This is a genomic window from Bacillus sp. ISL-46 (genome assembly GCF_018613205.1).
In genome coordinates this window covers 54,025-71,507 of the sequence record NZ_JAGGQR010000011.1, presented here as the reverse complement: position 1 = coordinate 71,507, position 17,483 = coordinate 54,025, and the positions used below count along the sequence as shown (strand labels likewise).

Here is a 17,483-nt window from a genome sequence, read left to right as displayed (position 1 = left end):
CGTTTCCAACCGAGAGGTGATGTTAATGACAAAATACAGTATTGCTGTAGATATTGGTGCATCAAGCGGCCGGCTTATACTAGGATATTTAGAAAATGGGTTATTAAGACTAGATGAAATTCATCGTTTTGAAAACCAAATTGTCAAAAAAGGTGGCTCCTATTGCTGGGAAGCCGATAAGCTTTTTCAAGAAATCAAAAATGGCTTAAAAAAGTGCAATGAGCTTGGCATAAAACCCGACAGTATCGGAATTGATACGTGGGCCGTCGATTTTGTGTTATTGGATGAAAAGAATCAACCATTAACTGAAGCAGTATCTTATCGTGACCCAAGAACAGACGGAATGATGGAGCAAGTTTTTGAAAAAATCATAAAGGAACGCCTTTATCTAGAAACAGGCATCCAGTTCCAAAAGTTTAATACAATCTATCAATTGTATTCGATTAAACAAAGTTCTCCAGAAATCCTAGATAAAGCAAAATCATTCTTAATGATTCCAGATTACTTCAATTATTTACTGACAGGAAAAAAAGCAAACGAATATACAAACGCTACATCTACGCAACTGGTCAATGCTTTTACGAAAAAATGGGATCATGATTTATTAGATATATTGGGAATTAATAAAGAAATGTTCCATGAAATTAAGACACCTAAGACCGTCCTTGGAACATTAAAAGAAGAACTAGTTTCAGAGTTAGGCTTTGATCTCCAAGTGATACTTCCGGCAACACACGATACAGGCTCCGCCGTTATTGCTGTCCCAGAAGAGGATGCATCGATTTACATCAGCTCTGGTACATGGTCTTTAATTGGGGTAGAAAACTACTTCCCGATCTGTGTAACTAAAGCTCTGGATTATAATTTCACAAACGAGGGCGGAATTGATTATCAATACCGGTTTTTAAAAAATATCATGGGTCTTTGGATGATTCAAGAGGTAAAACGCAACTACAATAATGAATATTCTTTTGCTGAGCTTGTTGATATGGCTAGAGAAGCAAAGGATTTTAAGGCAGTAGTTAACGTCAATGATGACCGTTTCTTAAAACCAGAGAACATGGTCCAGGAAATCATGAATTATTGTGTGGAAACAGGTCAGTCGATTCCTAGCACACCTGGAGAAGTCGCAAAGTGCGTATATGATAGTTTAGCAGTTAGCTATCAGGATGCCGTTCACGAAATTGAAGAAATTTTTGAAAAGAGATTTGAAAAAATCAATGTCATCGGCGGCGGCTGTCAAAATGAAATGTTAAATCAACTTGTCGCTGATGTAACGAAGAAAGAAGTATATGCAGGACCTATTGAAGCGACTGCGATCGGTAATATCGTAGCTCAGTTAATGGCCCTCGATGAAATTCAAGATATTAAAGAAGCACGCACGATTGTTAAAAAATCATTTGAGGTAAAGAAATATTTGCCAACTGCACCGATTACAAACTAACCATGGAGAGGAAGAAAATACATGTCTATTCAAGAAAACTTTGAACTTGCTAAGAAGGCTTATGAAAAATGGGGAATTAATGTTGATGAAGTAATCGAAACTTTAAAAAATGTTCCGATTTCGATTCATTGCTGGCAAGGTGACGATATCGGTGGATTTGAAGTAAATCCTAACGAATTATCTGGTGGAATTTCCGTTACGGGAAATTATCCAGGTAAGGCATCGACACCTGAAGAATTAAGAGCAGACTTAGAAAAAGCACTTTCCTTGATTCCAGGTAAACATCGCGTCAATTTACATGCCATTTATGCGGAAACTAATGGAGAAGTTGTGGAAAGAGATCAATTAAAGCCAAAGCACTTCGAAAACTGGGTGAAATGGGCAAAGGAAAATGGTTTAGGTTTGGACTACAACCCAACGCTGTTTTCACATCCCAATGCAAATGATGGCTTGACGCTTTCTCATCCAAACGAAGAAATCCGTGAATTCTGGATCAATCACTGCATTGGCAGCCGTAAAATTGGTGAGTACTTCGGTAAAGAACTTGGTACACCTGCCTTAACAAATATTTGGATTCCGGATGGCTATAAGGATATTCCTAGTGACCGCCTGACTCCAAGAAAAAGACTAAAAGAATCATTAGATAAGATTTTTGCAGTTGAAGTTGATGAAAGATATAATCTGGATGCAGTAGAGAGTAAAGTATTTGGACTTGGCTCAGAATCTTACGTAGTGGGTTCTCATGAATTTTATCTAAATTATGCAATGAAAAATGATAAATTATGCTTACTGGATACAGGACACTATCATCCAACCGAAACAGTATCCAATAAAATTTCATCAATGCTTTTGTTTAGCGAAAAGCTTGCCCTTCACGTTTCAAGACCCGTACGTTGGGACAGTGACCATGTTGTTATCCTTGATGATGAATTAAAAGAAATCGCATTAGAAATTGTACGTAATGACGCGTTAGACCGTGTCATCATCGGTCTTGACTTCTTTGATGCAAGCATTAACCGTGTTGCTGCTTGGACAATTGGTACACGCAACATGATCAAGGCATTACTCTCTGCAATGTTAGTACCAAATGAACACTTAAAACAACTTCAAGAAGAAGGAAACTTCACAGAAAGATTAGCGTTAATGGAAGAATTCAAGACCTATCCATTTGGTGCAGTTTGGGACTTTTACTGTGAAAAAATGGGCGTTCCAGTAAAAGAATCTTGGTTAGAAGAAGTAAAAGCGTATGAGCAAGAGGTTTTATTAAAAAGATAAGTGGATTTATTAGGGGAGGACTCAAATAGGAGGTTTAAGTTGCTATTTTAGAGAAAGCTGCGACTGGTATCACAAAACCACCTGGTATTTTTGCAACGAGAGCAAGAAGTTTGAAAGAATTGGTAGAATTACAGAGGTAAATCTGACTGTTGATAAAGTAAAAGACATTATTGACGAGTTAAATAACTTGAATTGGAAGCAGTTTTAGTAAATTCATAATAAATCTAACAAGCCAATCTTCTTGACGATTGGCTTGTTTTTTGCAAAAACAAAAATTTCTCCTTGTTGAATCTTTCATTCCAACTTTTATATGTTTGTTTTTCAAAAATATATGTTATAGTTATAGTGAGAATGAATAAAAAACAAATACAAAACAACATAAATAAAAATTTCGGGGCAGGAAGGGGCAGAATAAGTGCTTGTTGCAGAAAGACAAAAAAAGATTGTCGAATTGGTTAATGAACGATTAAGTATTCGGGTGACTGAGCTTAGCAAGATTTTCTCTGTTACAGAGGAAACGATTCGTCGTGATCTTGAAAAGCTTGAAAAGGAAAATTTATTAATGCGCTCCCATGGCGGTGCGGTTAGTATTGAGAAAGATCAATCGGAGACCTCCTATTTGGAAAGAGAGATTACGAATGCTGCTGAAAAGAAAGCGATAGCAAGAGCAGCCGTTCAATCTATTGAGTCTGGGGACCAAATTGTTCTGGATGCAAGTACTACCGCATGGTATGTCGCAAAGGAACTGCCAGATATGCCTTTAACCGTCCTTACAAATTCAATAAAGGTGGCCATCGAGCTTAGTAAAAAGGAACAAATAAAAGTGATTTCCACTGGAGGAACGTTATTGTCACAATCCCTTTCATATGTTGGGCCACTTGCTGAGCGCTCCCTTGCGATGTATCACGTTAACAAAGCCTTCCTTTCCTGTAAAGGGGTACATCTTGATAAAGGGCTAAGTGACTTTAATGAATTGCAAGCGTTATTAAAAAAGCAGATGATGGAAATAGCCGATGAAACCATTCTAATGGTTGATTCCAGCAAATTTGGGACTCGTGCTTTTTCGCATATTTCACCAGTTTCTAACATCGATTGCATTATTACCGATTCAAATATAAATGAAGAAACTAGAATCGAGTTGGAAGAAAAAAAGATAAAGTTAGTAATTATAAACTAGCAGGCCAAGTCAGGTCTGTTTTTTTATACACTTATTTCAAAAATTTTAAAGAAGAGACAGAAAAGGAAAATAAACTCTCCAGTCAGAAACATATCGAACGGTTACTTAGAATCACTTCCTACGTGAAAGAGCATGAAATGTAAGCTGAAACAGGGCTAGAACAAGCCAAACATTAAAACGTGTATGGCTTGTTTGATTTGTCTCTGTGAGTTATTTTGATTTTTTTAAAAAGTCGGAATTTTGAAAGGAATTAGTCGGATTTACAGTAGGAAAGGGTTTTCATTTGTTTTATCTTTAATATAGAACAGAATATCTAAAATTTCTCCTGCAAATAAATCATTACAAAATAAGATTCGTAATGAAAAGAGGATGTGACAATGAAATGAAATATTCAAATCCAGTTATTAGCGGATTTCACCCTGATCCAAGTGTTTGCAGAGTTGGCGAAGATTATTATTTGGTTACCAGTTCGTTTGAATTTTTTCCAGGCATTCCGATTTTTCATAGTACCGATTTAGTCAATTGGAAACAGATTGGCCATGTATTGACGCGCGAAAGTCAGCTTCCGCTCACCCGCATTCATAGAATGGGACCTTCACAAGGAATATTCGCTCCAACAATCCGTTATCATAATGGACACTTTTATGTGATTACAACCAATATCACAACAAATAAGAATTTTTATGTTCATGCCGAACAGCCAGAAGGTCCTTGGTCCGAGCCAATAGTCGTTGAGGGCTGGGGTGGAATTGATCCGTCCTTATATTTCGATGAAGATGGGAAAGTTTATTTGAGTGGAACAAGCTCTTTTGGTTCCAGTGAACCTGTAGGAATCTATCAGGCTGAGCTTGATATTGATTCTGGACAGCTGTTAACAGAGCGTCAGTTAATTTGGAAAGGAACAGGGGGCAGCTCTCCGGAAGGGCCGCATCTATTTAAAATAAATGGATGGTATTATTTAATGATTTCGGAGGGCGGTACAGAATATGGCCATATGGTAACGATTGCAAGAAGCAGAAGTTCTTACGGGCCTTTTGAGAGCAATCCCAATAACCCAATCCTGTCGAATCGGAGTACTGATGAACCAATTCAAGCCACCGGTCATGCAGATTTTGTCCAAGCAGGGGACGGTACTTGGTGGTCTGTGTTTTTAGGGATCAGACCTGTGGGCTATCCAAAACGTCATCACCTTGGGCGTGAAACCAATCTTGCTTCAGTCCATTGGACAGAGGAAGGGTGGCCCATTATTGGAGCAGCAGGACGAGCAGAATTGGTGAATGAAGCCAGATTACTTCCATTAGATCAATCTCATCCATGGCAGGAAAAAGAAAATTTTGATAACGCTTTCCTTTCGCCAGTTTGGAATTTTTACCGTAATCCGATTGCAGGCTCTTGGTCAGTAACGGAACGATCTGGTTGGTTAACACTACATGGTCAATCTTCCACATTGAATGATTCAGGATCTCCCACATTTGTTGGCCGCAGGCAGCAGCATTTTAACTGTGAGATTTCGGCCCTTATGGAATTTATCCCAAATGAAGATGGAGAGGAAGCAGGCCTTACCGTATTTATGAACGAGAATTATCATTATGAAATTGCTAGAGCACTTAAGGAAGGAAAGTCTATTATATTATTCCGCCGCCGAATTGGCAGCCTGTGGAAGGTAGAAGCAGAAGTAGAGTATGACGAGCCGACCGTTGTCTTTGGAATTCAAGCAGATGACTTTAGTTTTACCTTTTCTTTTACATCCTCGAGTGGAGAAAAAATCACTTTGGGTAAAGGGGAAAGTTCTATACTTGCGACTGAAGTTGCTGGGGGTTTTACGGGCTTATTTTTTGGAATGTATGCGACTGGAAATGGCAAGATTTCTACTGCACCTGCCCATTTTGATTATTTTAACTATGTACGAGGTGAAGATTCAAAAACTGATTTACTAACAGCATTAATAGGTGCATCAGTAGATTAATAACTAATAAAGTTATCAGCCAATGAATGTTTTAAACGACGAATCTAAAAAAAAAGGGGAAGTAAAAATGACAATGGAAATTGGATTAAATTTATTTTCAGTATTTAGAGAGTTAAACGAGGATTATTTCCGTACGTTAGAAAAGGTAGCTCAAATAGGGTACAAAAATATAGAGTTGATTTCTGCTAATTTTTCTACAGGCGAGCGCTTTACGGATACCTTTTCCCTACCAGTCATCAAACAGAAGTTTGACGAGCTAGGATTAAAAGCGTTTGCAGCACATGAAGGTGTTGCCCCTGGTAAAGCGTTACTAGATGTTGATTGGGATAAGATTATTCAAGAAAATGCAACACTTGGATGTCAGTCTATTGTTTTCCCGATGGCTTTTATATCAGGCCGTGAGGATACCCTTCAAACAGCCGAACATCTAAATCAAATAGGAAAAAAGTGCAAAGAAGCGGGGATGAACTTTTACTATCATAACCATGCGCATGAGTTTAAGAGAATAGGAGAAACATCCTTATTTGAACTTTTAGTTGAAAATACCGATCCAGCGAACGTGAAATTTGAGCTGGACCTCGTTTGGGTTATGAGAGGAGGATATGATCCTCTTGCATTGCTTGAGAAATTGGGGAATCGCTGCGACATGATCCATCAGAAGGACTTAGGCAAACATGTAAATCCAGTTAGTATATTTACCGCATCGAGCCAAGAAGAAAGCAATGACCTGATGAAAATATATACAGAGTATGTGAAGCCAAATGATTTTGTCAATCTCGGAACTGGTATCGTTAATTTTCAAGAAACCTATCAAAAACTTAATGAATTGGGATACATCCGTTATGCAATTGTGGAAAACGAAGGACAGCTAGGCGATAAATTTACAAGCATTTCGGGGGATTTAACAGTAATGGAGAAATCTGTAAAAGGTCTTATCAAATATTAATTAAGAGGAGTGTTCCTAATGTCTAAAAAGTTAAATATTGGAATCATCGGCTGTGGCGGAATTGCCAATCAAAAGCACATGCCTTCATTGGCAAAGCTTGGTCATTTAGGAGAAATGACTGCATTTTGCGATGTGGTAGAGGATAGAGCCGTTAAAGCAGCACAGCAATTTGGCACAGAAGAGGCAAAAGTTTATACCAATTATAAGGAGTTATTACAGGATGACTCGATTGATGTTGTTCATGTACTTACTCCTAATCTGCAACACTCCTTTATCACTGTTGATGCACTAGAAGCAGGAAAGCATGTCATGTGCGAAAAGCCAATGGCCATCAATTCTAAAGAAGCCGAAGAAATGATTGATGTAGCCAATCGAACAGGAAAGAAGCTTACAATAGGTTACCAAAACCGTTTTCGTGATGACTCGGAAGTATTGTACAAAGCTTCAAGAGAAGGTGAATTCGGCGATATTTATTTTGCTAAGGCGCATGCCATTAGAAGAAGAGCGGTTCCTACATGGGGGGTGTTTCTTGATGTAGAACAACAAGGTGGCGGACCATTAATCGACATCGGTACACATGCATTGGATTTGACGCTTTGGTGTATGGACAATTACAAACCTCAATCTGTAACAGGTTCCGTTTTCCATAAGCTTGCAGATAAACATGAAGGAAATTTGTTCGGACCATGGGACCCAGAAACATATAGGGTAGAAGATTCAGCGTTTGGATTTATTAAAATGGAAAATGGGGCCACGATCATTTTAGAATGTTCTTGGGCATTAAATACAACGGATGTTCGAGAAGCAATGGCAACCTTATGTGGCACAGAAGGTGGTGCTGAAATGAAAGCATTACCAAATTCACCTACAAGTGAGTTAGTTTTCAATGGCACAAAATACGGGAAGTTGGTTGAAACGAAACCTGCCACAGGCGGAGGAATTGCTTATTTTGATGCAGGAGCAGAGGAGCCTGGAGTAAAAGAGGCGAGACAGTGGCTGGAATGCATTATTAATGATACAGAACCACTTGTTAAACCGGAACAAGCATTAGTTGTCACACAAATTTTAGAGGCGATATATACCTCAGCAAAGACAGGAAAAACAATAGACTTTTAACAAACAGGCAAACAAGAATAAGAAAAAGGGGGATTTTAGATCCTCCTTTTTCCTACCTGTTTCTGAGCAAAAAGGTGATCCTCTAATTAAAGGAGTAAAAAATTCGTGTCGAATACACCATCTTTATGGACCAAAACCTTTTTTATTATTATGTTTGCAAATGCATTTGCTTTTTTCGCATTTGATCTATTGCTGCCAACTCTCCCGCTCTTTTTGGCAAAACATGGGGGACTCGATATATCTCAAATAGGATTAATCATTGGCAGTTTTACTTTTTCGGCCATTATCATTCGTCCTTTTACTGAATTTTTTACCAATAAATTTGGAAAAAAGAAAACATTAGTAGTCTCTATCCTTATTTGTTTAATCGCCTCTCTAGGTTATTACTTTGGGACAAACTTCATCCTTGCACTTTCCATTCGTATTCTGCATGGTTTCGGGTTTGGTCTTGCTGTCACGATTCTTTCCACTTTAGCAGCGGAGATTATTCCAAAACAAAGAAGGGGCGAAGGGATGGGTATGCTTGGGAATGGTACAACGATTGCTTTAGCATTATCGCCATTTGTTGGGATATGGCTGTTTAATTCCTATAATCCAATCATATTATTCGGTACCGCAGGAGTTAGTTTACTAATCTTCCTGTTTTGTATTAGTTTCATTTCTTTCCCCGAAAGTGTGATCAATTCCAATCAAAAAGAAACATCATTCCTAAAATCATTGATTGAACCTTCTGCTATTTTTCCTAGCTTCTTGATGCTTTTATTTGGCATATGCATGGGTGGAGTCATTAGTTTTATGGCACTTTATGCAAAAGAGTTAGAGATAGAAGGAGTGGAATGGTTTTATTTTGTAAATACGGTTAGTGGATTCTTAATCCGTTTCATTTCAGGAAAAGTATTTGACCGTAAAGGACATGCTTGGGTGTTAGTTCCAAGTTCGATCTCAGTCATCATTGGTTTTGTATTAATATATCAAACTACTACTTTAAGTGATTTAATCATTGCTGCAATCCTATATGGGATGGGTACAGGATCATTATTCCCTTCTCTCCAAGCCTGGGCACTGAATAATACGAAGCCTGAACGGTATACGAAAGTAACCGCCATGTTTTAAATTCATTTGACTTAGGAATTGGAGGAGGGTCTGCCGTTCTTGGTTTGATTGCGGCAAAAACAAATTATGGTTCTATTTATTTGTTTTCAGCCTTCGTAATGGTATTTTTTCTCCTTGTCTATTGTTCCGTATTATTTTTAAACAAACAAAACATGGTGAGAATTCAGAAAAGAGCAAATTGAATATAGTGAGCCACTTTAGAAATGAAGATCGTCACTACTACACTGTTTTCATTGGAGGATTTTAAATGAAAGATATTAAAACAAAAATCGATACTGAAGACCAAATCAAATTTGTAGAAAATAGCGGTGGCCCAACGTTGGGTTATTCCGAAACTTCCGGAGTTACCATCATCCAAAAAGATGGCCACTTTTTTAAGGATTTAAACAAAGATGGAAAAATAGATAAGTATGAAGACTGGAGGCTAACTCCAGAGGAGAGAGCAAAGGACTTGGCTTCAAAGATGACAATTGAGCAAATCGCGGGACTCATGTTATATAGTAGGCATCAAGCGGTTCCTGCAGGGAGTAAGGGTTGGTTTGCTGGTACGTACGGGGGGAAGTCCTACGAAGAAAGCGGTGCAAATCCATGGGACTTAACCGATGAACAAATCGAGTTTCTTTCTAAAGATAACTTAAGGCATATCCTCGTTACCACGATCGAAAGTCCTGAAACTGCTGTGCACTGGAATAACAATATTCAGGCTTTTGCCGAAGGAACAGGGCTGGGTATCCCAGCAAACAACAGCTCGGATCCACGTCATGGTTCAGATTCTAGTACCGAATTTAATGCAGGAGCGGGAGGTAATATTTCTATGTGGCCTGAGCCGCTTGGTCTTGCAGCAACATTTAAACCAGAAATGGCAGCAAAATTTGGAGAAATTGCCTCAAAGGAGTACCGGGCATTAGGCATTACAACTGCACTATCCCCGCAAATCGATATTGCAACAGATCCGCGTTGGTTCCGTTTTAATGGAACGTTTGGGGAAGATTCACAGCTTTCCACTGATATGGCTCAAGCTTATGTGGAAGGATTTCAGAATTCAGCAGGTGTTAAAGAAATTGCCGAAGGCTGGGGTTATGACAGCGTAAACGCAATGGTAAAACATTGGCCGGGAGGAGGCTCTGGCGAAGGTGGAAGGGATGCACACTATGGATATGGTAAGTTTGCAGTCTATCCAGGTGGAAACTTTGAAGAACATTTAATTCCTTTCATAAAAGGTGCCTTTAACTTGCCTGGTAAAACAAAGATGGCATCAGCCGTAATGCCATATTACACCATTTCAGTTGATCAAGATCCTGTAAATGGAGAAAATGTCGGTAATTCTTACAACTCTTATTTAATCAATGATTTACTTCGAAAAAGATATGGATATGATGGTGTTGTTTGCACGGATTGGATCATTACTGCCGATGAACCAGAGAATATTGATACATTTGTCGGCGGGAAGCCTTGGGGTGTCGAAAATCTGTCGGTTGCTGAACGACATTATAAACTAATCATGGCGGGAGTCGATCAATTTGGAGGAAATAATGAAGTTGGTCCGATTCTAGAAGCGTTCCAAATGGGTGTTGCTGAACATGGTGAGGCACTGATGCGAAAGCGCTTTGAGGAATCAGCCGTACGTTTATTAAAAAATGTCTTTCGACTAGGTCTCTTTGAAAATCCTTATCTAAAAGTGGAAGAAACTGTTCATGAGGTTGGGAAACCAGATTATATGCAGGAAGGATATGAAGCGCAGCTCAAGTCTATCGTTATGTTGAAAAACAGGAATAACATCTTACCACTAAGTAAGGAAGGAATCGTGTATATCCCTAAAAAATATACACCTGCCGGCAAAGATTGGTTTGGTAAACCAACACCTGAAAAATTCGAATATCCAATTAATATTGATGTAGCAAGGAAATATTTTAAGGTGACGGAGAACCCTGCAGAAGCCGATTTTGGATTAGTCTTTATTAGCACTCCTAAGGCCGGAACAGGTTATAGTCATGAAGATGTAAAGGAAGGTGGAAATGGATATGTACCAATCAGCCTTCAATACAAACCTTATACGGCGATTTCCGCTCGTGAAAAAAGTCTTGCCGGTGATGCCCGAGTGGGTGATGTTTTAAACCGATCGTACAAAGGAAAAACGGTAACACCAAGTAATACCACAGATTTGGATATGGTAGTAGAAACAGTTGAAATTATGAAAGGAAAACCGGTTATTGTTTCGCTCCTGCTATCAAACCCAACGGTCGTGGAAGAATTTGAAAGAAATGTAGATTCTATCATTGTGAATTTTGGAGTACAGGATCAAGCAATTTTTGATATTTTAACAGGGAAAACTGAGCCTTCAGGTCTTCTGCCAATGCAAATGCCAGCAAATATGAAAACAATCGAAGAGCAATTGGAAGATGTTGCTCACGACATGGAATGTCATATAGACGCTGAAGGTCATGTTTATGACTTCGCATTTGGTCTTAATTGGACTGGCAGGATTCAGGATGATAGAACAAAAAAATATCAAAAAGCCAAATAAAAAACGAATCGTAATCATTAAGAATAGGAGGGAGAACATGTCAAATGAACGTTTTTTAATTCTTAATGCTGATGATTTTGGAATGTGCCATTCAACAAATGAAGCAATCTCCACACTACTAAAGGAACGGTCGATTACGTCCGCAAGCCTAATGATGACATGTCCTTGGACATTGGAAGCCGTCCGGTTGGTTAAACAAAATCCTTCGATGGACGTGGGAATACATTTTACCCATACATCCGAATGGAATGTTTATAAATGGGGGCCGCTTAATTCAAATATGAATACGCTGGTGGATGAAAATGGGTATTTTCCTGCAGATACCCATACTGTTGTAAATTATGCAAATCCTGAACAGCTTCGTGAAGAAGCGATAGCCCAGATGGAATTCGCAATTAAATTAGGTCTGGACCCCACCAATATTGATAACCATATGGGAAGTATGCATCATGTCATGGACATACTGTTAGACCTTTGCGAACGATATCAATTGCCATTAAGATATGCTAAACAAGGTCACTCGCTCAGAACGCAGGCGAATCATGAAGAAATTGTCGCTCTTGCAGAAAAAAAGGGGATTCAATTACCCGACTATATAGAAATGTTACCTTTCTTTGCTCCACAAGGAGAGGAACAGGCTTATCAGATAACCAAAGAGGCGGCCATAAACTGTATCCGCTCATTAAAACCTGGAGTAACGGAATTAGTTTTCCATCCTTCCTTAGATACTAGCGAATTAAAATCGATTACGGATACTTGGCCAATGAGGCGGTTTGAATTTGATGTATTTCGGGATAAGGAAATTCAGGAATTGCTGCATTCAGAAGATATAAAGTTAATTCAATGGCGCGATCTGCGTACTCAACAAAGAACTATATAATGAATAAAACCCGAAAGATGGACACTAGGAATATGTGTGATTTTTCGGGTTATCCTGTTTTTGGGAGGCAACAAAATTGAAAAAGATAAGGATAGGATCGGGAGCTGGATATGCAGGAGATCGGATTGAACCAGCCATAAACATTATTAAAAATGGAAACTTGGACTATATTATTTTCGAATGTATGGCAGAAAGGACGATAGCTCTTGCTCAGCAGCAAAAGCAGATCAATCCAAATAAAGGCTATAATGAACTATTAGAATATCGAATGGAAAAGATTCTAACTGAATGCGTAGAAAGGAAAGTAAAGATTATTACCAACATGGGTGCAGCCAACCCGCTCGCAGCCGTAAATGCAACCAAACATCTGGCAGAAAGACTAGGAATAAAACAGCTCAAGATAGCAGCTGTTCTCGGTGATGATGTGTTTCAAAAGATTGAGAAATATATGGATTATAAAATTATGGAAACGGGTGAAAAGCTTCGGTCCATTCATTCACAAATAATTTCGGCTAATTCCTATATAGGAGCCAAAGGCATCGTACAAGCTCTAATAGAGGGGGCTGACATCGTCATTACGGGCAGGGTTGCGGATCCATCTCTTGTACTTGGTCTATTAATATATGAATTTGGTTGGGATTTTCAAGATTATAGTCTATTGGGGAAAGGTACGTTGGCTGGCCATCTACTAGAATGTGGTTCACAGGTGATGGGAGGATACTTTGCTGATCCCGGTTATAAGGATGTACCTGATTTATGGAACATTGGTTTCCCAATCGGAGAAATGGATGAGAAGGGCGGCATTCTCATTACCAAGCTGGCTGATGCTGGAGGATTGGTTACCTCGGAAACCTGTAAGGAACAAATTCTATATGAAATTCAAGATCCTGAAAATTATTTTACACCTGATGTAGTCGCAGATTTTTCAAAGGTGGTAGTACAGCAGCTTGAAAAAGATAGAGTACTAATCCAATCTGCCAATGGTAAGGAAAAGACAGGTCTTCTAAAAACCAGTATCGGGTATAAGGACGGTTATATTGGCGAAGGGGAAATAAGCTATGGTGGTCCTCGTGCTTTGGATAGAGCAAAATTGGCTGGAGAGATTATTAAAAAACGTTTGGAAAATAGCCGCCTGCCAATTGATGAATTAAGAATTGATTTTATCGGGGTCAATTCACTTTATCAAGATACGTTAAGTGAAATTTTGAATGAAAACAAAAAAGATTTTAAAGAGGTACGGTTGAGAGTTGCAGCTAAGACGCAAACAAAAGAGGCTGCGGATCAAATTGGAAACGAAGTGGAAGCACTCTATACGAATGGCCCTTCAGGAGGCGGAGGAGCCAGAAAGTTTTGTAGAGAAATAATTGCGATTGGTTCCATTTTGATTTCGGAAGATGATATCAACCTTGAAGTAGTCTATGAAGAGGTGGAAGCATGAAATTAAGGGAAATTGCTCATTCAAGGACCGGAGATAAGGGGAATATTTCAGTGATATCCGTAATTGCTTATGACATGGATAAATATGAAAAGATAAAAGAGCAGGTAACCTCGCAAAGAGTGAAGGATTGGTTCCAGGAGATTGTTCAGGGCGAAGTGAAAAGATACGAGATTCCAAGTTTAGGAGCACTGAATTTCGTGTTGGAAAATGCTTTGGGCGGTGGGGTTACAAGATCACTGGCTATGGATATGCACGGAAAAAGTTTAAGCTCGGCGCTGCTGGAATTGGAGATCCTGGATTAGATTTGAGTGTACTTATTAAAAAAAGAAAATAGAAGGGGAGGCGGAAAAGTCGGAAGATTTAAAATAATATGTCGTTTTATTGGTAAGTGTGCCTTTATACCCTATATTAAAATGAAACTAAGAACAAGATTTTTATTAAGTTCTTAAAATGTATTTTGATAGCGTTTCCATTGGTGTGCTATCACAACCAAAAATAAGGGGGAAAACGATGAACAAGGGTAAATTTTTTGCCAGATTTCTAGTGGTCATTCTATCAGCTGTATTAATTTTGGCTGGTTGTTCTACGAAGCAAAGTGGGACAAGTAACAATAGTAAATCTGATTCAAAGGATCAACCATATGAGCTGACAATGGCGTTCATGACTTTTACGAAGATCGACGATTTGCCATTGGTCCAAGATGAAATCAATAAAATTGTGAAGAAAAAGATTAATGCGAAAGTTAAACTTATGCCAATTAATGGTTCAGCTTGGTCACAGCAATCCAATCTCCTGCTGACAGGCAATGAAAAACTTGACCTAATCGTATCTTCATCATTCTATGGCTATAATACATCTGCAGTCAAGGGACAGTATATTCCTTTAGATGATCTACTTGAAAAATATGGTAATGGAATTTTGCAAGCAGTTCCTAAAACTCTTCTGGAAGGAGACAGAGTTAACGGAAAAATATATGCAGTACCTAGTGCGAGAGACTGGGGAGTAAATTATGGTTTTATTATGAGAAAGGATATTGTTGATAAATACAACATTGATCTGTCTCAAGTAAAATCATTTGCTGATTTAGAAAAGGTGTTTAAGGTTGTTAAAGAAAAAGAACCAACTTTAGCTCCAATTGTTAATGCTGGGTTATTAACAACGGCAAGCGTCCTTAATGGCGGGAAATATGATGTACTTGGGGATAGTTTGGGGGTTATGTCCTTTAGGGATAAAAAATTCATCAATTTGTTTGAAGACCCGGAATATATTGATTCAGTTAAATTAACAAGAAAGTGGTTCAAAGATGGTTATATCATGAAGGATGCAGCTACATCTCAAGAGGCAGCTGCTAATATTGTAAAGGCTGGAAAAGGATTTGGTTATTTTTCTCATATGAAGCCAGGCTTTGAAGTACAGGAAAAAGGAATTACAGGGCATGAAATGGTAGCTGTGAGGTTTACAGATGTTTATTCTTATACAGATTCAGCTACATCCTTTGGGATGTCAATCGCCAGAAATAGTCAAAATCCAGAAAAAGCAATGGAGTTCATGAACTTATTGTACACAGATAAAGATATTATGAATTTAATTGCTAATGGTATTGAAGGCAAGCATTATGAAGTTAAATCAGATGGAACGATTAGTTTACCTCAAGGAGTAACAGAATCAAAATATGTGTTTGGCCAGTGGGAAATTGGTAACAACTTCTTAACTTATCCATGGGAAGGAAACCCGTCGAATTATTGGGAGATTTTTAAGAAGCATAATGATTCAGCTATATTTTCTCCGGCATTTGGTTTTACATTTAATCCGGATCCGGTTAAGACAGAGATTGCAGCCTCTACGAACGTGTTGAACCAATATAAAGTGGGGATTGAATCAGGTACGTTAGACCCGGTGAAGAGTTTACCGGTATTTAATAAGAAGTTAAAACAAGCAGGCCTGGATAAAATCATGGCTGAAAAACAGAAGCAATATGACAAGTGGAAAAAAAATAAGTAATAAGGACGAAAAGAGAGCTGGAATGTTTTCAACTTCTCTTTTTCCAATATGTCTTTACGTTCGAATCAAAATAAAAAATGAATATAGAGGAGATGAAAGCCACATGAAGTCGTTTCATAACGTAAGCCCATTATTAAAAAGTTTTGTGGAAAGGGGTCCTGTTGGCTGTGCATGTTCTGTAATGCACGATGGGGAAAAGGTATTTGAAGAGTACATTGGCTATGCGGATGTAGAAACGCAAAAATCAGTTTCCTCTGATACGATTTTCCGGATCCACTCTATGACGAAAATTGTTACATGTACAGCAGCCCTAATCTTATATGAACGAGGGAAGTTTTTGCTAAATGATCCACTGGAAGAATATTTGCCTGAATTTAAAAATCCACAAGTCTATCGAACTGGTAAAGAAGGTGGACAGGTAATATCGCCAGCTTCAAGGTCTATCAGAGTCAAAGATCTGTTCAGTATGACATCCGGTTTAAGTTATAGCTGGGGAACAACAGAACAGGAAAGCGAGGTAAGGAGAGTAGAGGAACGTTTAAATAGTCAAGATGATTTTACCGAAGAAACCTATATTCGCGCACTTTCTAAAGCACTAAGTACGATTCCGCTAGCCTTTGATCCCGGAACTGGCTGGAAGTATGGATACAGCCATGATGTTTTAGGGGCACTAATAGAAGTGGTTTCTGGAAAGACACTTGGCCAATTCTTGAATGAGGAAATTTTTCAACCTTTATCAATGCATAACACATTCTTCAATCTACCCGATGAGAAAAAAGAGTCTCTCTCTAGCTTTTACATCCGGAATGAAGAAGGCAATCTAATTAAAAGCTCAGATATGTTTCCTAAAGTAAATACTCACTTTGAAAGTGGAGGTGGAGGGCTTTTCTCTACTCTAAATGATTATAGTCAATTTGCCCATATGTTAGCCAGTGGAGGAGAAATGAATGGCAATCGAATTATAGGAAGAAAAACCATCGAGCTGATGTCAACGAACCATCTAAACTCCCAGAATTCCTTGGATTTTAATTGGGATCGTCTGGCCGGATATGGCTATGGACTTGGAGTACAGGTAATGATGAATCCACCATTATCAGGCAGTAACAGCCCTGTTGGTGAATTTGGCTGGAACGGAATGTCGGGAGCTTGGGTAACAATCTGTCCAAAAGAAAGGCTTTCGGCCGTTTATATGCAGCAAATGCTCCCAAACTTTGAGGATTATCAGCAGCCAAGACTACGATCTGTTATTTATGGAGCACTATGAGCCTAAAAAATAAGTCTTGGGTGAAAATTGCTCAAGGCTTTTTGTTTTTCATTAAATTCCTATAATAATAAGAGTATGATTCTTTTATGAAATTCTTTTTCTTTTTTTATTTATATAATAGAATATTTCTATTTTTCGATGAATATTACCATACATCTAGTTAGAAATTAATATAATTAGATTGTAAAACTGAAAACGCTTTCTATTAATTAGATCGTAACTAATAGCCGTGAGTAAAAAATAGCTCTCGGCCTTTTATTATTGACTATCTCTTATTTTAGAAGGATTCCCTTAGTAAGCCTTTTTTTTAAATGAACTCTTCAGAATATTTTTAATTTA

The 17,483-nt window shown here is 38.4% G+C and carries 13 protein-coding genes; all 13 read left to right on the top strand.

Translation table 11 applies throughout. From position 1 onward, the window contains the following. Nucleotides 1–25: 25 nt before the first annotated feature. Complete coding sequence (gene rhaB, locus J7E67_RS05440) at nucleotides 26–1,444, top strand: rhamnulokinase (protein ID WP_214716716.1); 1,419 nt, start codon at nucleotides 26–28, stop codon at nucleotides 1,442–1,444. Between the two features lie 21 nt (nucleotides 1,445–1,465). Beyond that, nucleotides 1,466–2,719 carry an L-rhamnose isomerase gene (rhaA, locus tag J7E67_RS05435; RefSeq protein ID WP_214716715.1) on the top strand — a complete coding sequence of 418 codons (1,254 nt, stop codon included), beginning with the start codon at nucleotides 1,466–1,468 and terminating at the stop codon, nucleotides 2,717–2,719. Nucleotides 2,720–3,134: 415 nt separating this feature from the next. Further along, nucleotides 3,135–3,896, top strand: a complete 762-nt coding sequence (locus J7E67_RS05430; protein ID WP_214716714.1) for a DeoR/GlpR family DNA-binding transcription regulator — start codon at nucleotides 3,135–3,137, stop codon at nucleotides 3,894–3,896. Between the two features lie 382 nt (nucleotides 3,897–4,278). Beyond that, complete coding sequence (locus J7E67_RS05425) at nucleotides 4,279–5,862, top strand: glycoside hydrolase family 43 protein (RefSeq protein WP_214731158.1); 1,584 nt, start codon at nucleotides 4,279–4,281, stop codon at nucleotides 5,860–5,862. Nucleotides 5,863–5,929: 67 nt separating this feature from the next. Then, nucleotides 5,930–6,808, top strand: a complete 879-nt coding sequence (locus tag J7E67_RS05420; RefSeq protein ID WP_214731156.1) for a sugar phosphate isomerase/epimerase family protein — start codon at nucleotides 5,930–5,932, stop codon at nucleotides 6,806–6,808. 18 nt (nucleotides 6,809–6,826) lie between these two features. Further along, nucleotides 6,827–7,924, top strand: a complete 1,098-nt coding sequence (locus tag J7E67_RS05415) for a Gfo/Idh/MocA family protein (RefSeq protein ID WP_214731153.1) — start codon at nucleotides 6,827–6,829, stop codon at nucleotides 7,922–7,924. Nucleotides 7,925–8,029: 105 nt separating this feature from the next. Beyond that, entirely contained in the window at nucleotides 8,030–9,037 is a 1,008-nt protein-coding gene (locus J7E67_RS05410) for an MFS transporter (protein ID WP_214731151.1), read from the top strand. A gap of 247 nt (nucleotides 9,038–9,284) precedes the next feature. Continuing rightward, the gene (locus tag J7E67_RS05405) at nucleotides 9,285–11,561 is read left to right on the top strand and encodes a glycoside hydrolase family 3 protein (RefSeq protein ID WP_214731149.1); all 2,277 of its coding nucleotides are present in this window, start codon (nucleotides 9,285–9,287) and stop codon (nucleotides 11,559–11,561) included. Between the two features lie 37 nt (nucleotides 11,562–11,598). Next, a complete protein-coding gene (locus J7E67_RS05400; protein WP_214716708.1) occupies nucleotides 11,599–12,441 on the top strand; it encodes a polysaccharide deacetylase family protein in 843 nt (280 codons plus the stop codon). A gap of 76 nt (nucleotides 12,442–12,517) precedes the next feature. Continuing rightward, nucleotides 12,518–13,879 (top strand): acyclic terpene utilization AtuA family protein, encoded by a 1,362-nt coding sequence (locus J7E67_RS05395; protein ID WP_251026580.1) that lies wholly within the window; start codon nucleotides 12,518–12,520, stop codon nucleotides 13,877–13,879. After that, nucleotides 13,876–14,181, top strand: a complete 306-nt coding sequence (locus tag J7E67_RS05390; RefSeq protein ID WP_214716707.1) for an AtuA-related protein — start codon at nucleotides 13,876–13,878, stop codon at nucleotides 14,179–14,181. The genes J7E67_RS05395 and J7E67_RS05390 overlap by 4 nt, the downstream gene beginning before the upstream one ends. 208 nt (nucleotides 14,182–14,389) lie before the next feature. Beyond that, nucleotides 14,390–15,880 carry an ABC transporter substrate-binding protein gene (locus J7E67_RS05385; protein WP_214731147.1) on the top strand — a complete coding sequence of 497 codons (1,491 nt, stop codon included), beginning with the start codon at nucleotides 14,390–14,392 and terminating at the stop codon, nucleotides 15,878–15,880. A gap of 103 nt (nucleotides 15,881–15,983) precedes the next feature. Beyond that, nucleotides 15,984–17,144: a serine hydrolase domain-containing protein gene (locus J7E67_RS05380; RefSeq protein WP_214716705.1), complete on the top strand. Its 1,161-nt coding sequence runs from the start codon at nucleotides 15,984–15,986 to the stop codon at nucleotides 17,142–17,144. Nucleotides 17,145–17,483: the final 339 nt, after the last annotated feature.